Raw genomic sequence first — 19,369 nt, 5'->3', positions numbered from 1 at the left:
CTGATTTGGGTAAAATAACTGCCGGAAGATGAAAAAGGGGCTGCCGCACATTCCGTGCAGCAGCCCCTGCAAAGCCCTTTGGAAAACGGTTACTTCTCAATGACTTCCTTGGTGTCGCGGGCGATCATCAGCTCCTCGTCGGTAGCAATGACCAGAGTGCGCACCTTTGCGCCCCAGGCAGTGATCTCGCACACATCGCCCACGGGGTGCTTGTTCTTCTCGGTATCGATGCGGATGCCCAGCCAATCCATGTGGTGGCAGACTTTTGCACGGGCGATCGCGTCGTGCTCGCCGATGCCGCCGGTGAAGACGATAGCATCCACGCCGCCCATTGCAGCGATGTAAGCGCCAACGGTCTTCTTGATCTGGTAGTTCAGCATGTCGGAAGCCAGCTGTGCGCGCTTGTTGCCGGCAGCAGCTGCCTCTTCCACGTCACGCTTGTCGCTGGAAACACCGGAGATGCCCAGCAGGCCGGACTTCTTGTTCAGGATCTCGTCCAGCTCGTGGCCGGTGATGTTCAGGGTGTACTTCAGGTAGTTGACCACAGAGGGGTCCAGGTCACCGCAGCGGGTGCCCATCATCAGGCCGGCCAGCGGGGTCATGCCCATGGAGGTGTCCACGACCTTGCCCTGATCCACAGCGGCAATGGAGGAACCGTTGCCCAGATGGCAGGTGATCAGCTTCAGGCGCTCAATGGGCTCTTCCAGATACTCGGCAGCCTTGTGGGCAACGTACTTGTGGCTGGTGCCGTGGAAGCCGTAGCGGCGCACGCCGTACTTCTCGTAGTACTCATACGGAATGGCGTACATATAAGCCTTCGGAGGCATGGTGCTGTGGAAAGCGGTATCGAACACAGCCACCATGGGGATGTTGCCGAACACCTTGCGTGCGGCCTCGATGCCCAGAATGCCGGCGGGGTTGTGCAGGGGAGCCAGAGGGCTCAGCTCGCGGATGGTCTCGATGACCTCGTCGGTGATCAGGCAGCTCTCCTTGAACTTCTCGCCGCCGTGCACGACACGGTGACCGATGGCATCGATCTCGCTGACGTCGTTGATGCACTTGCCTTCGCCGGTGGTCATCTTCTTCACGACCTCGGCAAATGCCTCGGTGTGGGTGGGGAAGATGGCGGGCGTGGTGGCCTTGTGGCCGTTTGCCTCATGGGTGATCATGCTGCTTTCCATGCCAATGCGCTCGCACAGGCCCTTGCACAGCACCTTCTCGCCGTCCATATCGATCAGCTGATACTTCAGGGAAGAAGAGCCGCAGTTAATAACCAGAACTTTCATCTGTGTTGCCTCCTGTATGTTTTTGGTCTGCCCTCTTTTTAAACCTGAGGACAGAATTTTACAGATTCCTGTGTTTATTATATAATAGGGTGGGCGGCTTTTCAAGCCGCAACCCGGGCAAAGCGGTAAAGCTTGTGTACAAGGTTTTTGTACATCCTGCCCACAAATGCGCAAAACCACTGCAGCTTTCTGTATATACGATATAAATTTAACAATCTTTCCGAGGGCGCAGCAGCCCTGCAGAGGAGCTTATCTATGAAATTTGCCGGTATCATTGCAGAGTACGACCCCTTTCACAACGGCCATGCATGGCAGTTGGCGCAGGCAAAAGCGCTGGGAGCACAGCATGTGGCGGTGGCCATGAGCTGCGGGCTGACCCAGCGCGGCGCACTGCCGCTGCTGCCGGAAGCGGTGCGGGTGCAGGCCGCCCTGCAGTGCGGGGCAGATCTGATATTTGCGCTGCCTGCGCCCTGTGCCTGTGCGGGGGCAGAGGCTTTTGCCCGGGCGGGGGTGCGCATCCTTGCCGCCGCCGGGTGCGATGCGCTGGTGTTCGGGGCAGAGACGCCGGACGCAGCCCTACTGATGGAAGCTGCCCGGGTACTGAACAGCGAGGCCTACCGCACCGAGCTGAAGCGCCAGCTTGCAGCCGGTGCCCGCAGCTTTGCCGCTGCGCGGCAGGCAGCGGTGGAAGCGCTCTGCCCGGGCACGGCACTGGCCGCGCTGTTGGATAAGCCCAACAACAATCTGGCAGTGGAATACTGCAAGGCCATTCTGGAACAGGAGGCACCCATGACCCCGGTGCCGCTGCCCCGCGTGGGGGCGGGCCACGGGCAGGCCCTTGCCGAAAGCGGCCACGCACAGTTTGCTAGTGCCAGCGCGCTGCGCGCCCTCTGGGCAGAGCAGGGCGCGGATGCACTGACTCCTTATGTGCCAGAAAAAGCACTGGAGCTGTATAAAAAAGCGGAAATCGACGGAATGTATACCGACTATGCCGCTGCGGGCCGGTGTGAGCTGGCTCTGCTGCGGGCGGCCTGTGCACGACCGGAACCTTTTGCCGCAGTGCGGGGCGTTTCCGAGGGGTTGGACCACCGGCTGGAAAACGCCGTGCGCAGCTGCACCGGCCTGCCCCAGCTGCTGGACGCGCTGACCACTGTGCGTTACCCCCGGGCCCGGATGCGCCGTCTTGCCATGGACGCGGCGCTGGGCTATACGGCGGAGATCGTGCCTGCCCTGCCGCCCTATCTGCATTTGCTGGGGGCAAGGCGGGAAGCACTTCCGCTGCTGAAGCATGCATCCCTGCCGCTGAGCCACTCGCTGGCAAAGCTGGAAAAAGAAAACGATGCCTGCGCCCGCATGGCGGCGGCACAGGCAGCAGCCAGCGATTTTGGCGCACTGTGCCGCCGGGTGCCCGGGCCGATGGGGGGAGTATATCGTCAAAAAATTATCTTTTTGACGAATTGACAAAAAATAATCGAAAAAATTTTATGCAGAAACACTTGTGCCCGGACGGTTTGTGGTGTATGATTAGAGCAATGCAATGTTGGATACAACAAATGAGAATGAAATCAGAAAACCGCATGCAATAAGGAGGAAACTTCATGGCACTTCACGTTCTGGACGAAGCCAACCGCTGTCTGGGCTGCAAAAAGCCGCTGTGCCAGCAGGGCTGCCCCATCCACACCAACATCCCGGAGGTCATTCGGCTGCTCAAGGCAAACCAGATGGACGAAGCTGGCAGAATGCTGTTTGAGAATAACCCGCTGACCACCGTTTGTGCGTTGGTGTGCAACCACGAGAACCAGTGCGAGGGCCACTGCGTGCGCAACCGGATGCCAAGCCACGACCCGGTGCACTTCTCCATTATTGAAGACTACATTTCCACGACCTACGCCAACAAAATGACCGCCGGCCCTGCCCCCAAAAACGGCATGAAGGCGGCAGTCGTTGGCTCCGGCCCGGCGGGCCTGACCATTGCGGTGCTGCTGGCACGCTGGGGCTACGATGTGACCATCTTTGATGCCCGCGATAAAATTGGCGGCGTCATGCGCTACGGCATCCCCAACTATCGCCTGCCGGACAGCGTGCTGGACGATTTCCAGTACCGCCATCTGGAGCTGAAGGGCATCAAGGTGCGGCCCAACACCACCATCGGCAAGACCATCACCATCGATGATCTGTTCCGCGACGGCTACAAGAGCGTGTTCATCGGTGCCGGTCTGTGGAAGGCAAACGCCATGCATATCAAGGGCGAGACGCTGGGCAATGTAGCCTTTGGCATCGACTATCTGGCAAACTCCAAGGCGTTCCGTCTGGGCGATGATATTGCCGTGATCGGCGTGGGCAACTCTGCCATGGACTGCGCCCGCACCGCCATCCGCAACGGTGCCCGACACGTCACCTGCTATGCCCGCCGCGACGAGAGCTGCATCAGTGCTTCCGAGTACGAGGTGAGCTATGCAAAGCTGGAGGGCGTGGGCTTCCGCTTCTGCAAAGCACCGGTGGAGATCCGCGAGAACGGCCTGATCTGCCGCGATACCGTCAAGGGCGAAGATGGCAGGTTCACTCAGGTGGAGGGCAGTGAGACCTTCTACCCCCACACCGGCGTCATCGTCTCGGTGAGTCAGGGCTCTGAGAGCAACCTCGTCAAGACCACCACCGGCATCGAGACCAACCAGAAGGGTCTGCTCACCGTCAGCGAGGACGGCAGCACCACCCGCGAGGGCGTATTTGCCGGCGGCGATGCCGTGATGGGCGCACGCACCGTGGTGGAGGCGGTGGCTGTGGCCAAGAAGGTGGCCGAATCCATGGACGCCTACATGAAGAGCCTGCCTGCAGAAGAAGTGGCTGACCCCTATGCCAATATCCCGGTGTTCCAGACCCCCACCTCGGACGTGCTGGCAAAGCAGGAGATCTGACGAAATAAAGACAAACTTGGAAGAAACTGTAAAGCTTTTGCGTCTTTGCCGATCTTTGCCGCTCCGTTTGTTGACGGGGCGGCTTTTGCCTTGTATACTATTCATATACTTATTTATGATTTGTACAAACTGGATATAAAACGGTGAAAGGCGGTGGACGCTATCCTGAAAGCATCCCTCCCGAAACTGCGGGAAAAACTATTGGAAGCGCTACAGGCAGTGCTGCCCATTGCAGCCATCGTGCTGGTGCTCTGCTTTACCATTGCGCCGGTGTCACCCAGCATCCTGCTGTGCTTTTTGCTGGGGGCCACCATGATCGTGGTGGGCATCATGTTCTTCACACTGGGCGCGGAGATGAGCATGACCCCCATGGGCGAGCGCGTGGGTGCGGTGATCACCAAAAGCCGGAAGCTGCCGGTGATCTTGGGCATCGGCTTTCTGCTGGGCTTCCTCATCACCATTTCGGAGCCGGACCTGCAGGTGCTGGCAAATCAGGTGCCCTCCATCCCGAACCGCACCCTTATTTTATCGGTGGCGGCGGGCGTGGGCCTGTTTCTGGTGTTTGCCTTCCTGCGTATGCTCATTGGCATCTCGCTGCCAAAGCTGCTGGTGCTGTTCTACGGCATGATCTTTCTTCTGGCGGCGTTTGTGCCCAAGGAATTTCTTGCTGTGGCCTTTGACTCCGGCGGTGTGACCACCGGCCCCATGACGGTGCCCTTTATCATGGCGCTGGGCGTGGGTGTTTCGTCCATCCGCGGCGACCGCCACGCGGCGGATGACAGCTTTGGTCTGGTGGCCATGTGCTCCATCGGCCCCATTCTTGCAGTGCTCATTCTGGGCATCGTGTTCCGCGCCTCGGACAGCACCTATATCCCGCCGGTGCTGCCGGAGGTGAGCGACTCGGTGGAGCTGTGGCAGCTGTTCCATGTCAGCCTGCCTACGTATCTGGAAGAGATCGCTGTCTCGCTGCTGCCCATCATCGTGATGTTCGGCATTTTTCAATTTGTGGCTCTGCACATGGACCGCCGGTCGCTGGGCCGCATTGCGGTGGGTCTTGCGTATACCTACGTGGGCCTTGTGCTGTTCCTCACCGGCGCAAATGTGGGCTTTATGCCCGCCGGTAATTATCTGGGTCAGGTGCTGGCCGGGCAGAGCTTCCGCTGGATCATCATTCCCATTGGAATGCTCATCGGTTACTTCATCGTCAAGGCCGAGCCGGCCGTCTATGTGCTGAACAAGCAGGTGGAAGAGGTGACCGACGGTGCCATTTCGGCCAAGGCCATGGGCATGGCACTCTCGGCAGGTGTTTCCATCTCGGTGGGCCTTGCCATGGTGCGGGTGCTCACCGGCGTTTCCATTTTGTGGTTCCTCGTGCCGGGCTATGTGTTTGCCATCGGCATCTCCTTTGTGGTGCCAAAGCTGTTCACCGCCATTGCATTTGACGCGGGCGGCGTGGCATCCGGCCCCATGACGGCCACCTTCCTGCTGCCGCTGGCACAGGGTGCCTGCGTGGCCGTGGGCGGCAATATCGTCACCGACGCTTTCGGCGTGGTGGCCATGGTGGCCATGACCCCGCTCATTACGGTGCAGCTGATGGGCCTTGTGGCACAGCTGCGCACCCGCAAGGCCCGGCGGCTGCAGCCTGCGGCCATGGGTGCGGCCTTTGCCGGTCTGCCGGACGATGATATCATTGAACTGTAAGGAGGGCGCGGCATGAGTTCGTTGTTTTTGATGGTGACCATCACCGACCGCCGCTCCACCGATGCCTTTTTGCAGCTGTACCAGCAGCGCGGCGTGGATGTGAACCTGCGCACGGTGGGCAGCGGCACAGCGGTGCGGGAGACTCTGGCCACGCTGGGTCTGGAAAAGACCGAGAAGGCCGTGCTGCTGGCGGTGGTGACAGAGGATACATGGAAGGCCGTCCGGACAGACCTGCGCCGCAAAATGCGCATCGACGTGCCGGGCACCGGCATTGCATTCACGGTGCCGCTGAGCAGCATCGGCGGCAGAAGGGCGCTGATGTTCCTCACCCAGCACCAGCCGCTGACATTGAAGGAGGAGAGCACCTTGAAGGATACCCGTTACGAACTGCTGCTGGTAATTGCCAATCAGGGCCACACCGGCACCATTATGGATGCCGCCCGCGCAGCAGGTGCTGGCGGTGGCACGGTGATCCACGCCAAGGGTACCGGCATGGAAGGCGCAGCCCAGTTCCTTGGCGTGGAGCTGGTGAATGAAAAAGAGCTGGTGCTCATCGTGGCCCGCACGCCGGAAAAGAACCGCATCATGAAAGCCATCATGGACGGTGCCGGGCCAAAGGCGGGTGCGATCGTGTTCTCGCTGCCGGTGACGGATACCGCCGGTCTGCGTCTGCTGGAGGACGAGGAACCGGTGCAGGAGACTTCTGCGCAGTAAACAACAAAAAGTAATTTATTCCGGGATTATTCCGCATTTATGGGCGAAACGCTTGATAAATGCGGATTTTTTCGTTATCATAGAAGAAAGAAATTCAAGAATGAGGGACAAAAGATGATAAAGCTTTCATATGAGCAGCAGATCGCATTCAATTCGCTGTCCATCATCGTGGGCAATGCACTGTATGCGCTCACGGTGGTGCTGTTTCTTGTGCCGTCAGGCCTGATCACCGGCGGTGCCACCGGCATCGCACTGGGCATCAACCGTGCATTGGGACTGCCGGTGTCCGGTGTGTTGTTCGTCATCAACATGACCATGCTTACGGTGGGCTGGGTGCTGCTGGGGCGGCGCTTTGCCATCACCACCATTGCCAGCACCGTGCTCAGCCCCCTGTTTCTGGCCCTGTGGGAGCGGGTGTTCACAGGCTTTGTGCTCACCGATGATCTGGTGCTCAACACCATTTTTGCAGGCCTCGGCGTAGGCATTTCGCTGGGCATCACCATCCGGGCAGGCGCATCCACCGGCGGCATGGACATCCCTCCGCTGGTGCTGAACAAATATTTCCACATCCCGGTGTCGGCCAGTATGCTGGTGTTCGATATGCTCATCCTCTGCCTGCAGGCGGCGTTCAGCCCGCTGCAGCAGTGTCTGTACGGCATCGTGATGGTGATCGTGTATACGGTGGTGCTGGACAAGGTGCTCATCTTCGGCACTACCCGCACCGAGGTAAAGATCATCAGCCAGCACGCCGATGATATCCGCGAGGCCATCTTCACCCAGCTGGACCGCGGTGTGACCGTGCTGCATGGCGAGGGAGGCTACAGCCACGAGCCGGAGCAGGTGCTGCTGAGCATCGTGAGCAACCGCCAGCTGCCGAAACTGGAAAAGCTGGCCCATGCCATCGACCCCACCTGCTTTATGATCGTGAGCCATGTGACCGAGGTGAGCGGGCGCGGCTTCTCGCTGGATAAGAATTACCAGTAAACGCTAAAAATCCCAGCAGATACTTGAAAAACAGTACCGGTTTAGGGTATAGTATAGAAGAACGGTAGGTTATGCCGTGATTTTACCCAACAGGAAAGGAAAACCATCATGTTTGATATTTTCAATATGCTCAAGAAGGAAGAACACAAGGACGCAAAGCAGGTGACCCGCGAGACCATCATCGGCGATATCCTGGATATGGACCAGACCACCGCTCCCTACTTCATGGAGATCGGCATGCACTGCCTGGGCTGCCCTGCATCCCGCGGCGAGAGCATCGAGGAGGCCTGTGCTGTCCACGGCGTGGACTGCGATGAGCTGATCGAGAAGCTGAACGAGCATCTGGCCGCAAAGAAGGCATAAATTGCTGCCCACACTGGATGCGCGTCTGGCTGCCGCCGCAGAGCTTGTGCGGCCGGGAGAGCCGGTGGCGGACATCGGCTGCGACCACGGCAAGCTGACGGCGGTGCTGGCGGCTTCGGGAAAATACCCGAAGGTGATCGGTGCCGACCTGCGGCCCGGCCCGCTGGCAAAGGCAGAGCAGACGCTGGAACATGCAGGCTGTAAAGACCGCGCTGAGCTTCGGCTTGGCGACGGTCTTTCTGTGCTTACGGAGAACGAAGTAGACAGCATCGTGCTGGCGGGCGTTTCCGCCCAGACCACTTGGGAAATTTTAGAGAAAGCCCCGTGGGTGTTCACCGTGGGAGGGCCGCGGATCATCATGATCCCGGCCACCCGCCACGACGCGCTGCGCCGCTGGTTGTGGGAGCATGGCTTCTCCTTTGCAGCCGACCGCCCGGTGCAGGCGGCGGGCCGCTGGTACGCGGTGATGGCGGCGGAGTACACCGGCAGGGTGTATGCGCCCACCTTTGCCGAGTGCCTGTTTGGCAGTACGGGAGAGTGGCCCGAGGGAAAAGGCTACGCCGACTGGCAGAAGGCAAAGCTGCCCCGGATGCGCCTTGGCGTGCCGGATGGCAGCGCACTGGCGCAGGAAATCGATAGTTTATTAGCTGGCTTGCCCTCTCAGGCCGCTTCGCGTCCAGCTCTCCCAAAGGGAGAGCCTTTGGCAAAATGATGAACGCTGCATGGAATGCCAAGGCCTCTCACCATGGGAGAGGTGGCATTGCGTAAGCAATGACGGAGAGGGCGAGGATGGTGAAGATATGATAACAGTTAATCAGGTATACGAAGCAATGCAGGCCATCGCGCCGCTGGAGCTGGCGGAACACTGGGATAATCCCGGCCTGCTGGTGGACTGCGGCGGGCAGATGCACCGGGTGCTGGCAGCACTGGATATCACCCCCGAGGTGGTGGCCGAAGCCGCCGCAAAGCAGTGTGAGATGATCGTGTCCCACCACCCGGTCATTTTTGATCCGCTCAAAAAGATCGGCCCGCAGGATGTGCCGTTCCAGCTGGTGCAGGCGGGCATTTCTGCCATCTGTATGCACACCAATCTGGATGCTGCCGAGGGCGGCGTGAACGAAGTGCTGGCAGGCATCTTTGACATGAAGAATATGGAAACCTTTGCCGAGGGCTGCGGCCGTGTGGGAGCCATTGAAGAAATCGCGGTTCCAAAGCTTGCCCGCAAGGCACAGCAGGAGCTTGCTGCGCGCTGCAACCAGCCGAAGAACGGCCCGGCGGTACAGGTGAAGTTTGTGGATGCGGGTAAGCCGGTCAAGCGCTTGGCGGTCATCAGCGGTGCGGGCGGAAGCCTGTTTGCAGATGCCATTGCTATGGGCGCGGACTGCCTGCTGACCGGTGAAGCTAACCACCACCACGCCATCGATGCCAAGCGGCTGGGCCTTTCGCTCATTGCGGCGGGCCACTATGCCACCGAATTTCCAGTGACTGCCGCCGTGGCTGCAAAGCTGCGCGCCGCCCTGCCGGAGCTGGAAGTGCTGGTGAGCACCGAGAACCGGAACCCGTATACGTATTTATAAGGGAAAGCTGCTGCTTTTTCTTGCGGCGATTTTCCGGCTGAGATGAAGATCGCCGCTGCAGCCTCTTCTGTGAAAGAGTAATTCGGCAAAGCCCGCAGGCTTGGCCGAATTACAAATACAAATAAAAATTCCGCTGATTATGGCCAAAGCGAATGCGGCGGCCATTTAAAATCGTTAAATGAGGTAAACACTATGGCATTGGATGCCGCGACACTGGCCCTTACGGCAGCAGAGCTCAAAGCAATGCTGACCGACGCCAAGATCGCAAAACTATTTGAACCCACCCGTGATGAGCTGGTGCTCACCCTGCGCACCCGCACGGATACCTATGCGCTGCTGCTTTCGGCCCGCAGCGGTTCCGCCCGGGTGTGCCTGACCGAAGAAAGCTTTGAAAACCCGGAAACGCCGCCCTCCTTCTGTATGCTGATGCGCAAGCATCTCACCGGCGGCAGGCTGCTGGACGTGCACATGGAGCCGGGAGACCGCATCGTCTATTTTGATTTTCAGTGCACCAACGAGATGGGCGACCTTGTGCGCAACACCCTGTGTGCCGAATTGATGGGCCGCTACTCCAATCTGGTTCTGGTGCAGAACGGCAAGATCATTGACGCACTCAAGCGCGTGGATTTTGAGGACAGCGATGTGCGCCAGCTGCTGCCGGGCCTGCCCTACACCACGCCGCCCAAGCCTGCAAGACCGGACTTCCTGCTGGTGAGCAGTGCGTCCATCGTGGCAGCAGCCTGCCAGAGAGATCTGCCGGTGGCAGATGCCCTCAACAAGACCGTGGCCGGTGTTGGCCCGGTGGTCTGCCGCGAAGCTGCATGGCGTGCCTTTGACGGCGAACATCTGCCCGCCAATGAGCTGACCGAGGAACAGAAGCGCAAGCTTATGGCCGCCATCGACGAGCTGAAGGAAGAGCACGCAACCGGCGGTACGCCCTGCAGCGTCACCGACCCCAGCGGAAAGCCCATCGAGTATACCTTCTTCCGCCCGCAGCAGTACGGTGAAAAATATATTATAAAGGAGTGGCCCTCCTTCAACGCCATGCTGGAGGGCTACTACGCTGAGAAGGACCGCGCGGAACGCCTGCGCACCAAAAGCAAGGAGCTGCACAAGGCGGTGCACAATATGTACGAGCGCGCCGTGCGCAAGCAGGCCGCCCGTCAGGAAGAGCTTGCTGCCAGCGGCAAGAGCGAAAAGCTGCGTCTGTACGGTGAGCTGCTCTCGGCAAACCTCTATCTGGCCCAGAAGGGCATGAAGAGCATCACCGTGCCCAACTGGTACGACGAGGGCAAAGAGGTGACCATCCCGCTGGACCTGCGGTTCACACCCAGCCAGAACGCTCAGAACTTCTTCAAGAACTATAAAAAGAAGCAGACCGCCGCCCGGATGCTGGTGGATCTGCTGGCAGAGGGTGAAAAGGAGATCGCCTATCTGGAAACGGTGCTCTACGAGGTGGAGTCCGCTTCCGGCGAAGCGGCCCTCAACGAGATCCGGGCAGAGCTGAAGAGTCAGGGCTACCTGAAATACTACAAGCAGCGGGATAAGCGCCAGAAGCCTGCAGATTTCCTGCGGTTCACTTCCACCGATGGCTTTGAGATCCTGGTGGGCCGCAACAACGCCCAGAACGACAAGCTCACCCTGCACACCGCCCGGGGCAAAGACCTGTGGTTCCATGTGCAGAAGGCCCCCGGCAGCCACGTTGTGGTCATGAGCCGGGGCGAGGAGATCCCGGACACCACCAAGCAGGAGGCCGCGGAGCTGGCAGTCATCTACTCCAGCACCTACAAGGCAGGCACCGGCGCCAAGGTGGCGGTGGACACCACCGAGGTGAAGAACATCTGGAAAGCCAGCGGTGCCAAGCCCGGCATGGTGCTCTACGAGGTGTACACCACCGTCTATGTCACCCCCCGGGATGGGCTGGCGGAACAGCTGAAAAAGAAATAATCTAAATGGCCTCCGCTTTGCTCTGGCCGTCTTCAGCGGAAGAATTATTTATATTTTCGGCATACCGGAGCGTCTGCGGACGCTCCGGTATGCCATTTTCACGGGTGGGGTCGTAAAGGCGACCGGCATCTGCAGCGCCTGCTTCCTGCGGGAGCGGCGGCGCTGCTTTTTATTATATATGTATAAAAGCGGCAGGACGGTCCATACTAAGCACTGCGCAGCGGGCACGGCAGAGTTTTCCACCGGCAGAAAAGCCTGCGGATTGTGCATCTTGCACAGAAAATGCGCTCTTTGACAAAACGGAGAAAATAAAAAAGAAAATTCGTTCTTTTTTCTAAAAAACACTTGCCAAATGCACGAAGGTGTGATAGAATAACTCTCGGCTGCAAAGGGCTTGTGCGATACAAGTCGTGCAGGCCAGCGATATGCGTAGATGCGGGAGGTTGTCATCCGGCGATAGCTGCGATGGGTTATTTCCGCGGAGTATGTCCGATCTTAGAACCGGGCGAAAGAATTACTGACAGCGATGGAATACGTTCCCTCGGCAGAGAAGTTACTCCTCTGCGAAACGGGCGGAACCAATGTTCGGATTTGATTTGCTAATATGTTTCCGGGAGAACTGCCATGCGGTTCACCGGTTTTTATAGTGCCAAATCGAGGAACACCCGGAACTGTGTAGAGCAATTTATCGGCTCGCCTAGGGCAAAATCAATTTTTTCAGGAGGCGTAAGCAATGGCAGTCAAAGAGAAAATCAGAATCCGTCTGCAGAGCTATGATGCTCAGCTGATCGATGCCGCAGCAGAGAAGATCGTGGAGACCGCAAAGCACACCGGTGCACGCGTGTCCGGCCCCATCCCCCTGCCCACCGATCGTGAGATCGTTACCGTTCTGCGCGCTACCCACAAGTACAAGGATAGCCGCGAGCAGTTCGAGAGCCGCACTCATAAGCGTCTGATCGACATTCTGAAGCCGTCCAACAAGACGGTCGAGGCTCTGATGAGCCTCCAGCTCCCCGCTGGCGTGGACATCGAGATCAAGCTGTAAAAGACACTCGATCAAATTCGATGCCCTCGTTTCCCGAGGGGTCATGTTGGCAGTGACGTGCGCTGCCAACCAATAACCTTTACAGGAGGAAAAGAAAATGGTTAAAGGCATTATCGGCAAGAAAGTCGGTATGACCCAGCTGTTCGACGCGAACGGCAAGGTCGTTCCCGTCACCGTCATCGAGGCTGGTCCCTGCACCGTCGTGCAGAAGAAGACCGTCGAGAGCGATGGCTACCAGGCTGTTCAGCTGGGCTTCGGCGAGGTTTCCGCCAAGAAGGTCAACAAGGCAGCTGCAGGCCACTTCAAGAAGGCAAACGTTGCCCCCAAGAAGACCCTGCGCGAGTTCCGTCTGGAAGATGTTTCCGCAATGAACGTTGGCGACGTGCTGAAGGCTGATGTCTTCGCAGAGGGCGACAAGGTGGACGTTGTGGGCGTTTCCAAGGGCAAGGGCTACCAGGGCGTTATCAAGCGCTACGGTCAGCACCGTCTGCGTGAGAGCCACGGCACCGGTCCTGTTGCTCGTCATGCAGGTTCTAACGGTTCCACTTCTACCCCTGCTCGCGTGTTCCCCGGCAAGCGCCTGCCCGGCCACATGGGCTTTGTGCGCGTCACCGTGCAGAACCTGACTGTTGTCAAGGTTGACACCGAGAACAATCTGATCGCTGTCAAGGGTGCGGTCCCCGGTTCCAAGGGCACCATCATCACTCTGGCCAACAGCGTGAAGGCGTAAGGAGGAAAGCTACAATGGCAAAGTTTAACGTAGTCGATATGAACGGTCAGCATGTTAGCGAGATCGAGCTTTCCGACGCCGTGTTCGGTATCACCCCGAACGAGAAGGCTGTCCACATTGCTGTGGTGAACTTCCTGGCCAACCAGCGTCAGGGCACCCAGAACACCAAGATCCGCATGGAAGTTTCCGGCGGCGGCAAGAAGCCCTGGCGTCAGAAGGGCACCGGCCACGCTCGTCAGGGTTCCATCCGTGCACCGCAGTGGACTCACGGCGGCGTCGCTCTGGGCCCCAAGCCCCGCAGCTACAACTACCACATCAACAACAAGGTCAAGCGCCTGGCTCTGCTGAGCGTTCTGTCCGACAAGGCTGCCAATGGCAACATGGTCGTTGTTGACAAGTTCGCTTGCGATGAGTACAAGACCAAGACCGTGGTTGCAATGCTGAACGCTGTTGGTGCCGGCAAGAAGAACCTGCTGGTCAACGAGACTGTCGATGCAAAGTTCGTCAAGAGCGCTGGCAACATTGCCGGTGTGAAGACCACCTTTGCAGGCAGCGTGAACACCTACGATGTGCTGAATGCCGACAAGCTGATCATCAGCGTCGACGCAGCTAAGAAGCTCGAGGAGGTGCTTGGCTAATGAAAACCGCACATGATATCATCCTGAAGCCGGTCATTACCGAGAACTCCATGGCTGGCATCGCTGACAAGAAGTACACCTTCAAGGTCGCTACCGATGCTACCAAGGTCGAGATCGCTCAGGCCGTTGAGGTCCTGTTCCCGGGCGCTAAGGTCGCAAAGGTCAACACCATCTCTGTGCGCGGCCGTTTCCGCCGCCAGGGCATGCACGCCGGTTACACCGCTGCATCCAAGAAGGCTATCGTGACCCTGACCAAGGACTCCAAGGAGATCGAGTTCTTCAACAGCATGGTCTAAGCCGAACCCGCCGAGGGTTCCTCTATGGGGATATGACCCCGATAATAATTCATAAGATAAACAAAGGAGAATAGCACTATGGCTATCAAGAAGTATGGCCCCACTACTCCGGGCCGCCGCGGCATGACCGTCACGGATTACAGCGTCCTGTCTAAGGTCGCTCCCGAGCGCAGCCTGCTGGAGCCCATGAAGAAGCACAGCGGCCGCAACAACACCGGTCGCATCACCGTCCGTCATCAGGGCGGCGGCAACCGCACCAAGTATCGTGTCATCGACTTCAAGCGTCAGAAGACCGATATGCCCGCTACCGTCAAGACTCTCGAGTACGATCCGAACCGCAGCGCATTCATCGCTCTGGTCGAGTACACCGATGGCGTCAAGAGCTACATCATTGCTCCCGATGGCCTGAAGGTGGGCGATGTGGTCATCAGCAGCAAGTCTGCCGACATCAAGCCCGGCAACTGCCTGCCCTTCGAGAACATCCCCGTCGGTACCATCATCCATAACATCGAGCTGTATCCCGGCCGCGGCGCTCAGCTGGTTCGTTCCGCTGGCAACATGGCTCAGCTGATGGCTAAGGAGAATGGCTACGCTCTGGTTCGTCTGCCCTCCGGTGAGATGCGCAACGTGCCCGTGAACTGCACCGCAGTCATCGGTCAGGTTTCCAACATCGACCACGAGAACGTCAACCTGGGCAAGGCTGGCCGCAAGCGCCACATGGGCGTGCGTCCCGGCAGCCGTGGTACCGTCATGAACCCCTGCGACCATCCCCACGGTGGTGGCGAGGGCCGCGCACCTGTTGGTCACTCCGGTCCTATGACTCCCTGGGGCAAGCCCGCTCTGGGTCTCAAGACTCGCAAGCATCATAAGCGCTCCGATAAGCTGATCGTGAAGCGTGCAGGTAAGTAAGAGAGGAGTTTAAGACAATGGGTAGAAGCATTAAAAAAGGACCTTTCGTCCAGGCTGCTCTTATGAAGCACGTTGAAGCGATGAACGCTTCCGGCAAGAAGCAGGTCATCAAGACCTGGAGCCGCGCCTCCACGATCTTCCCCGAATTCGTTGGTCACACCTTTGCCGTTCACGACGGCCGCAAGCATGTGCCTGTGTATGTGACTGAGGACATGGTTGGCCACAAGCTGGGTGAGTTCGTTCCCACCCGTACCTTCAAGGGCCACACTGGTAATTCTAAGTAATAGAGGGAGGAACACAACATGGAAGCTCGGGCAATTCTTCGTTATGCCCGCATTAGTCCTCGTAAGGTGTCTATCGTTATGGATCTGATCCGTAACAAGCCCCTGGACGAAGCGCTGGCAATCCTGCAGTACACCCCGAAGGCAGCTTGTGAGCCCCTTCTGAAGCTGGTGAAGTCTGCAGCCGCTAATGCGGAAAACAACTTCAATATGGACAAGAACAACCTCTACGTCGCCGAGTGCTACGTCTGCCCCGGCCCGACGCTGAAGCGCATGATGCCTCGTGCACAGGGCCGCGGCTACCGCATCCTGAAGCGCACCAGCCACATGACCGTTGTTCTGAAAGAGAAAGAGTAAGGAGGGAAAACAATGGGCCAGAAAGTAAATCCGCACGGCATTCGTGTCGGCGTTATTAAAGACTGGGACAGCCGCTGGTTTGCCTCCAAGAAGGATTTCAGCGATAACCTCGTCGAGGACCACAAGATCCGCACTGAGCTGAAGGCTCAGCTGAAGGATGCTGGTGTGCCCAAGATCGAGATCGAGCGTACTGTGGACCCGTCCACTTCCGCTCCTCGCGTAACTGTCAACATCTACTGCGCTAAGCCCGGCATGGTCATCGGCAAGGGCGGCGAAGAGCGCGTTGCTCTGCAGAACAAGCTGACCAAGGAGTATGGCAAGACTGTCATCGTCAATGTCATCGAGGTCAAGAGCGCTGCTACCAACGCTCAGCTGGTTGCTGAGGATATCGCTCGTCAGCTGGAGAACCGCGTGACCTTCCGTCGTGCCATGAAGCAGTGCATGCGCAATGCCATGAGCCCCCGCGATCGCGCAACCGTTCCCGCAAAGGGCATCAAGGCAATGTGCTCCGGCCGTCTGGGCGGCGCTGATATCGCTCGTACCGAGAGCTATCACGAGGGCACCATCCCCCTGCAGACCCTGCGTGCTGACATTGACTACGGCTTTGCAGAGGCTGCTACCACCTACGGCCGTATCGGCGTCAAGGTGTGGGTCTACAAGGGCGAAGTCCTGAAGAGCGCTAAGACCGCTCAGAAGAAGGAAGGAGGCAACAAGTAATGTTACTGCCTAAGCGTGTTAAGTACCGCCGCGTCCAGCGCGGCCGCATGACCGGTAAGGCTACCCGCGGCAACGTGGTGTGCCAGGGCCAGTACGGCCTTGTTGCTCTGGAGCCGGCATGGATCTCTTCCACCCAGATCGAGGCTGCTCGTGTTGCCATGACTCGTTACATCAAGCGTGGCGGCAAGGTGTGGATCAAGATCTTCCCCGATAAGCCCGTGACTGAAAAGCCCGCTGAGACCCGCATGGGTTCCGGTAAAGGCTCTCCCGAATACTGGGTCGCTGTTGTGAAGCCGGGCCGCGTTCTGTTCGAGCTGGCAGATGTCGATGAGGCAACTGCTCGTGAGGCACTGCGCCTGGCTATGCACAAGCTGCCCATCAAGTGCAAATTTGTTGTCCGTGAGGACTCCGTGAAGGAGGATGGCACCAATGAAGGCTAATGAACTCCGCGAAATGCAGACCGCAGAGCTGACCAGCAAGCTGGCAGACCTGAAGGCCGAGCTGTTTAACCTGCGCTTCCAGCATGCCATCAACCAGCTGGAGAACCCCGGCCGCATCGAAGCAGTCAAGAAGGACATCGCCCGCGTGATGACCGTTCTGGCTGAGAAGCAGTAAGGAGGTTAAACGATGGAAGAACGTAATCTGAGAAAGACCCGCGTCGGCGTCGTCGTGTCCGACAAGATGGATAAGACCATCGTGGTTGCCGTTAAGGATAGCGTGCAGCACCCCCTGTACAAGAAGATCCTGAAGCGTACCGCCAAGTTCAAGGCTCGTGATGAGCAGAACGAGTGCGGCATCGGTGACCGTGTTGAGATCATGGAGTGCCGCCCCCTGTCCAAGGATGTGCGCTGGCGCCTGGTCCGTATCGTTGAGAAGGCAAAGTAATTTGCCCGCTGCTTTGAACAGTTTGAAAGGAGATATCTGATATGGTTCAGATGCAAACTTATCTCAAAGTTGCCGACAACACCGGTGCCAAGGAGCTGATGTGCTTCCGCGTGCTGGGCGGCACCCGCAAGAGATACGCAAACATTGGTGACGTCGTGGTCTGCTCTGTCAAGAAGGCAGCCCCCGGCGGCTCCGTTAAGAAGGGCGACGTCGTCAAGGCTGTCATCGTGCGCAGCAAGCATGGCGTCCGCCGCGACGACGGCTCCTACATCCGTTTCGATGAGAACGCCGCCGTTATCGTCATGGCCGACAAGAGCCCCAAGGGTACCCGTATCTTTGGACCCGTTGCTCGCGAGCTGCGTGATGCCGGCTACACCAAGATCCTGAGCCTGGCTCCGGAATCGCTGTAAGGAGGTTTTAAAAATGAATAATCTTCATGTTAAAACCGGCGACAACGTTATGATCATCAGCGGCAAGGACAAGGGCCACACTGGTAAGGTCCTGCAGGTCAGCCCCTCTGAGAACAAGGTCATCGTTGAGGGCCAGAACATGGTTACCAAGCACGTCAAGCCTCGTCGTCAGGGCGAGCAGGGCGGCATCGTCAAGGCTGAGGGTGCTATGTACGCATCCAAGGTCATGCCCATCTGCCCCAAGTGCGGCAAGGCCGTGCGTGTGGGCCACGTCGAGAAGGACGGCAAGATGGTTCGCGTCTGCAAGAAGTGCGGCGCTGAGCTGTAAGAAAGGAGTAAGGAACAATGGCTCGTTTGAAAGAACAGTATGTCAATGAAATTGCTCCTGCTCTGAACTCCAAGTTCGGTTACAAGAGCGTTATGCAGATCCCCAAGCTGGACAAGGTCGTCATCAACGTTGCCTGCGGCGAAGCCAAGGACAACGAGAAGATCCTGGAAGCTGTCATGAAGGATCTGGGCCAGATCACTGGCCAGAAGGCAGTTGTGTGCCGTGCCAAGAAGAGCGTTGCTAACTTCAAGCTGCGCCAGGGCACTCCCATCGGCTGCAAGGTCACCCTGCGCGGTGAGCGTATGTATGAGTTCGTCGATCGCTTCTTCAACATCGCACTGCCCCGTGTCCGCGACTTCCGCGGCATCAACGGCAACGGTTTTGATGGCCGCGGCAACTTTGCATGCGGCATCAAGGAGCAGATCATCTTCCCCGAGATCGACTTCGAGAAGGTCGATGCAGTCCGCGGCATGGATGTCTGCTTTGTCACCACTGCCAAGACTGACGAAGAGGGCAAGGAGCTGCTGAAGGCTCTGGGCGCTCCGTTCGCAGAGAACAACTAAGGGAGGAGATTTCTACAATGGCTAAACTGTCTATGAAGCTGAAGCAGTCTCGTCCTGCTAAGTTCTCTACCCGTGCATACACCCGCTGCCGCATCTGCGGCCGTCCCCACTCCGTGCTGCGCAAGTACGGCGTGTGCCGTGTGTGCTTCCGTGAGCTGGCCTACAAGGGCGAGATCCCGGGCGTGAAGAAGGCTTCCTGGTAATCAAGCCAGAGGGCCGGATAATTTGTCGGATATCCGCCCCGGGGCAACGATGTTTCGGGGCGGTATCATTATAAAACAAACGAGAGCTAATCTAAGGAGGTTAGTGGCAAATGCAGATTACTGATCCTATCGCGGACCTGCTGACTCGCATCCGCAACGCTAGCACTGCCAAACACCCTTCTGTGGAGATCCCCGCTTCCAACATGAAGAAGGCTATCTGCCAGATTCTGGTTGACGAGGGCTACATCAAGGGCATGCAGGTCAAGAACGACACCGTTCAGGGTACCATCGTTGTCACCCTGAAGTATCAGGCTAACGGCGAGCCCGTTATCGCTGGTCTGCGCCGCGTGTCCAAGCCCGGCCTGCGCATCTACACCAACTGCGAGGATATGCCCAAGGTCATGAAGGGCCTGGGCACCGCAATCATTTCCACCTCTAAGGGCATCATGACTGATAAGGCTGCACGTGCTGCACACGTCGGCGGCGAAGTCCTGGCCTACGTGTGGTAAGAAAGGGGTAA

General features: G+C 58.3%; 26 protein-coding genes. 25 read left to right on the top strand and 1 reads right to left on the bottom strand.

Translation table 11 applies throughout. The features are described from left to right. Positions 1–89: 89 nt before the first annotated feature. Positions 90–1,286: an acetate/propionate family kinase gene (locus tag ACGHUK_RS13020; RefSeq protein ID WP_097774388.1), complete on the bottom strand. Its 1,197-nt coding sequence runs from the start codon at positions 1,284–1,286 to the stop codon at positions 90–92. 255 nt (positions 1,287–1,541) lie between these two features. On the opposite strand from ACGHUK_RS13020, the gene ACGHUK_RS13015 reads away from it, so the two are divergent. From ACGHUK_RS13015 to rpsH, 25 genes are all read left to right on the top strand, one after another. After that, positions 1,542–2,747 carry a nucleotidyltransferase family protein gene (locus tag ACGHUK_RS13015; protein WP_390574486.1) on the top strand — a complete coding sequence of 402 codons (1,206 nt, stop codon included), beginning with the start codon at positions 1,542–1,544 and terminating at the stop codon, positions 2,745–2,747. 137 nt (positions 2,748–2,884) lie between these two features. After that, complete coding sequence (locus tag ACGHUK_RS13010; protein WP_207698544.1) at positions 2,885–4,201, top strand: NAD(P)-dependent oxidoreductase; 1,317 nt, start codon at positions 2,885–2,887, stop codon at positions 4,199–4,201. Between the two features lie 153 nt (positions 4,202–4,354). After that, positions 4,355–5,902: a DUF1538 domain-containing protein gene (locus tag ACGHUK_RS13005; RefSeq protein WP_390574485.1), complete on the top strand. Its 1,548-nt coding sequence runs from the start codon at positions 4,355–4,357 to the stop codon at positions 5,900–5,902. 12 nt (positions 5,903–5,914) lie between these two features. Then, positions 5,915–6,616, top strand: coding sequence for a P-II family nitrogen regulator (locus ACGHUK_RS13000; RefSeq protein ID WP_005938065.1), 702 nt, complete (start codon positions 5,915–5,917; stop codon positions 6,614–6,616). A 114-nt stretch (positions 6,617–6,730) separates the two neighbouring features. Next, the gene (locus ACGHUK_RS12995) at positions 6,731–7,600 is read left to right on the top strand and encodes a YitT family protein (RefSeq protein ID WP_044953275.1); all 870 of its coding nucleotides are present in this window, start codon (positions 6,731–6,733) and stop codon (positions 7,598–7,600) included. Between the two features lie 108 nt (positions 7,601–7,708). Beyond that, positions 7,709–7,963 carry a DUF1858 domain-containing protein gene (locus ACGHUK_RS12990; RefSeq protein ID WP_005938058.1) on the top strand — a complete coding sequence of 85 codons (255 nt, stop codon included), beginning with the start codon at positions 7,709–7,711 and terminating at the stop codon, positions 7,961–7,963. A gap of 1 nt (position 7,964) precedes the next feature. Then, entirely contained in the window at positions 7,965–8,675 is a 711-nt protein-coding gene (locus tag ACGHUK_RS12985; protein ID WP_294647931.1) for a class I SAM-dependent methyltransferase, read from the top strand. Between the two features lie 88 nt (positions 8,676–8,763). Continuing rightward, complete coding sequence (locus ACGHUK_RS12980) at positions 8,764–9,540, top strand: Nif3-like dinuclear metal center hexameric protein (RefSeq protein WP_390574484.1); 777 nt, start codon at positions 8,764–8,766, stop codon at positions 9,538–9,540. 192 nt (positions 9,541–9,732) lie between these two features. Further along, positions 9,733–11,487 carry an NFACT family protein gene (locus ACGHUK_RS12975; RefSeq protein WP_390574483.1) on the top strand — a complete coding sequence of 585 codons (1,755 nt, stop codon included), beginning with the start codon at positions 9,733–9,735 and terminating at the stop codon, positions 11,485–11,487. Positions 11,488–12,220: 733 nt separating this feature from the next. Continuing rightward, entirely contained in the window at positions 12,221–12,532 is a 312-nt protein-coding gene (gene rpsJ, locus ACGHUK_RS12970; RefSeq protein WP_005934923.1) for a 30S ribosomal protein S10, read from the top strand. A 97-nt stretch (positions 12,533–12,629) separates the two neighbouring features. After that, a complete protein-coding gene (gene rplC, locus ACGHUK_RS12965) occupies positions 12,630–13,262 on the top strand; it encodes a 50S ribosomal protein L3 (RefSeq protein WP_005938036.1) in 633 nt (210 codons plus the stop codon). Positions 13,263–13,276: 14 nt separating this feature from the next. Beyond that, a complete protein-coding gene (gene rplD, locus ACGHUK_RS12960; RefSeq protein ID WP_005938033.1) occupies positions 13,277–13,900 on the top strand; it encodes a 50S ribosomal protein L4 in 624 nt (207 codons plus the stop codon). Then, positions 13,900–14,196 (top strand): 50S ribosomal protein L23, encoded by a 297-nt coding sequence (rplW, locus tag ACGHUK_RS12955; RefSeq protein WP_005938030.1) that lies wholly within the window; start codon positions 13,900–13,902, stop codon positions 14,194–14,196. The genes rplD and rplW overlap by 1 nt, the downstream gene beginning before the upstream one ends. Positions 14,197–14,274: 78 nt before the next feature. Continuing rightward, the gene (gene rplB, locus ACGHUK_RS12950; RefSeq protein ID WP_005938027.1) at positions 14,275–15,105 is read left to right on the top strand and encodes a 50S ribosomal protein L2; all 831 of its coding nucleotides are present in this window, start codon (positions 14,275–14,277) and stop codon (positions 15,103–15,105) included. A 17-nt stretch (positions 15,106–15,122) separates the two neighbouring features. Further along, on the top strand, positions 15,123–15,389 hold the full coding sequence (rpsS, locus tag ACGHUK_RS12945; RefSeq protein ID WP_005921883.1) for a 30S ribosomal protein S19: 267 nt from the start codon (positions 15,123–15,125) through the stop codon (positions 15,387–15,389). Between the two features lie 18 nt (positions 15,390–15,407). Continuing rightward, on the top strand, positions 15,408–15,743 hold the full coding sequence (gene rplV, locus ACGHUK_RS12940) for a 50S ribosomal protein L22 (protein WP_005921882.1): 336 nt from the start codon (positions 15,408–15,410) through the stop codon (positions 15,741–15,743). A gap of 12 nt (positions 15,744–15,755) precedes the next feature. Next, on the top strand, positions 15,756–16,460 hold the full coding sequence (rpsC, locus tag ACGHUK_RS12935; RefSeq protein WP_005938023.1) for a 30S ribosomal protein S3: 705 nt from the start codon (positions 15,756–15,758) through the stop codon (positions 16,458–16,460). Next, positions 16,460–16,900 carry a 50S ribosomal protein L16 gene (gene rplP / locus ACGHUK_RS12930; RefSeq protein ID WP_005938020.1) on the top strand — a complete coding sequence of 147 codons (441 nt, stop codon included), beginning with the start codon at positions 16,460–16,462 and terminating at the stop codon, positions 16,898–16,900. Before rpsC ends, rplP begins: the two co-directional genes overlap by 1 nt. Beyond that, complete coding sequence (rpmC, locus tag ACGHUK_RS12925) at positions 16,890–17,075, top strand: 50S ribosomal protein L29 (protein ID WP_005921879.1); 186 nt, start codon at positions 16,890–16,892, stop codon at positions 17,073–17,075. The genes rplP and rpmC overlap by 11 nt, the downstream gene beginning before the upstream one ends. Before the next feature lie 12 nt (positions 17,076–17,087). After that, complete coding sequence (gene rpsQ / locus ACGHUK_RS12920) at positions 17,088–17,345, top strand: 30S ribosomal protein S17 (RefSeq protein ID WP_005938017.1); 258 nt, start codon at positions 17,088–17,090, stop codon at positions 17,343–17,345. A gap of 41 nt (positions 17,346–17,386) precedes the next feature. Continuing rightward, entirely contained in the window at positions 17,387–17,755 is a 369-nt protein-coding gene (rplN, locus tag ACGHUK_RS12915) for a 50S ribosomal protein L14 (protein WP_005938014.1), read from the top strand. A 13-nt stretch (positions 17,756–17,768) separates the two neighbouring features. Continuing rightward, a complete protein-coding gene (gene rplX / locus ACGHUK_RS12910; protein ID WP_005934911.1) occupies positions 17,769–18,083 on the top strand; it encodes a 50S ribosomal protein L24 in 315 nt (104 codons plus the stop codon). Positions 18,084–18,100: 17 nt separating this feature from the next. Beyond that, positions 18,101–18,646, top strand: a complete 546-nt coding sequence (gene rplE / locus ACGHUK_RS12905; protein ID WP_005938011.1) for a 50S ribosomal protein L5 — start codon at positions 18,101–18,103, stop codon at positions 18,644–18,646. A 17-nt stretch (positions 18,647–18,663) separates the two neighbouring features. Further along, positions 18,664–18,849 (top strand): type Z 30S ribosomal protein S14, encoded by a 186-nt coding sequence (locus ACGHUK_RS12900; RefSeq protein ID WP_005921866.1) that lies wholly within the window; start codon positions 18,664–18,666, stop codon positions 18,847–18,849. A gap of 110 nt (positions 18,850–18,959) precedes the next feature. Beyond that, positions 18,960–19,358, top strand: a complete 399-nt coding sequence (gene rpsH, locus ACGHUK_RS12895) for a 30S ribosomal protein S8 (protein ID WP_005938007.1) — start codon at positions 18,960–18,962, stop codon at positions 19,356–19,358. Positions 19,359–19,369 lie beyond the last annotated feature (11 nt).

This window comes from Faecalibacterium sp. i25-0019-C1 (assembly GCF_042854225.1).
Lineage (GTDB): Bacteria > Bacillota > Clostridia > Oscillospirales > Ruminococcaceae > Faecalibacterium > Faecalibacterium taiwanense.
Note: the sequence above shows the minus strand (reverse complement) of the source record. Positions and strands in the feature narration are given on the sequence as shown.

Excerpts from the sequence above, each read along its gene's own strand:
- ACGHUK_RS12900 (WP_005921866.1), top strand. The coding sequence starts at position 18,664 with ATGGCTAAACTGTCTATGAAGCTGAAGCAGTCTCGTCCTGCTAAGTTC.
- rplD (WP_005938033.1), top strand. The coding sequence starts at position 13,277 with ATGGCAAAGTTTAACGTAGTCGATATGAACGGTCAGCATGTTAGCGAG.
- ACGHUK_RS13020 (WP_097774388.1), bottom strand. The coding sequence starts at position 1,286 with ATGAAAGTTCTGGTTATTAACTGCGGCTCTTCTTCCCTGAAGTATCAG.
- ACGHUK_RS12975 (WP_390574483.1), top strand. The coding sequence starts at position 9,733 with ATGGCATTGGATGCCGCGACACTGGCCCTTACGGCAGCAGAGCTCAAA.
- rpsC (WP_005938023.1), top strand. The coding sequence starts at position 15,756 with ATGGGCCAGAAAGTAAATCCGCACGGCATTCGTGTCGGCGTTATTAAA.
- ACGHUK_RS12980 (WP_390574484.1), top strand. The coding sequence starts at position 8,764 with ATGATAACAGTTAATCAGGTATACGAAGCAATGCAGGCCATCGCGCCG.
- rpsH (WP_005938007.1), top strand. The coding sequence starts at position 18,960 with ATGCAGATTACTGATCCTATCGCGGACCTGCTGACTCGCATCCGCAAC.
- rplX (WP_005934911.1), top strand. The coding sequence starts at position 17,769 with ATGAATAATCTTCATGTTAAAACCGGCGACAACGTTATGATCATCAGC.
- rpsQ (WP_005938017.1), top strand. The coding sequence starts at position 17,088 with ATGGAAGAACGTAATCTGAGAAAGACCCGCGTCGGCGTCGTCGTGTCC.
- ACGHUK_RS13000 (WP_005938065.1), top strand. The coding sequence starts at position 5,915 with ATGAGTTCGTTGTTTTTGATGGTGACCATCACCGACCGCCGCTCCACC.
- rpsS (WP_005921883.1), top strand. The coding sequence starts at position 15,123 with ATGGGTAGAAGCATTAAAAAAGGACCTTTCGTCCAGGCTGCTCTTATG.
- rplN (WP_005938014.1), top strand. The coding sequence starts at position 17,387 with ATGGTTCAGATGCAAACTTATCTCAAAGTTGCCGACAACACCGGTGCC.
- ACGHUK_RS12990 (WP_005938058.1), top strand. The coding sequence starts at position 7,709 with ATGTTTGATATTTTCAATATGCTCAAGAAGGAAGAACACAAGGACGCA.
- rpmC (WP_005921879.1), top strand. The coding sequence starts at position 16,890 with ATGAAGGCTAATGAACTCCGCGAAATGCAGACCGCAGAGCTGACCAGC.
- rplW (WP_005938030.1), top strand. The coding sequence starts at position 13,900 with ATGAAAACCGCACATGATATCATCCTGAAGCCGGTCATTACCGAGAAC.
- rplV (WP_005921882.1), top strand. The coding sequence starts at position 15,408 with ATGGAAGCTCGGGCAATTCTTCGTTATGCCCGCATTAGTCCTCGTAAG.
- rplB (WP_005938027.1), top strand. The coding sequence starts at position 14,275 with ATGGCTATCAAGAAGTATGGCCCCACTACTCCGGGCCGCCGCGGCATG.
- rplP (WP_005938020.1), top strand. The coding sequence starts at position 16,460 with ATGTTACTGCCTAAGCGTGTTAAGTACCGCCGCGTCCAGCGCGGCCGC.
- rplE (WP_005938011.1), top strand. The coding sequence starts at position 18,101 with ATGGCTCGTTTGAAAGAACAGTATGTCAATGAAATTGCTCCTGCTCTG.
- rpsJ (WP_005934923.1), top strand. The coding sequence starts at position 12,221 with ATGGCAGTCAAAGAGAAAATCAGAATCCGTCTGCAGAGCTATGATGCT.
- ACGHUK_RS13015 (WP_390574486.1), top strand. The coding sequence starts at position 1,542 with ATGAAATTTGCCGGTATCATTGCAGAGTACGACCCCTTTCACAACGGC.
- rplC (WP_005938036.1), top strand. The coding sequence starts at position 12,630 with ATGGTTAAAGGCATTATCGGCAAGAAAGTCGGTATGACCCAGCTGTTC.
- ACGHUK_RS12995 (WP_044953275.1), top strand. The coding sequence starts at position 6,731 with ATGATAAAGCTTTCATATGAGCAGCAGATCGCATTCAATTCGCTGTCC.
- ACGHUK_RS13010 (WP_207698544.1), top strand. The coding sequence starts at position 2,885 with ATGGCACTTCACGTTCTGGACGAAGCCAACCGCTGTCTGGGCTGCAAA.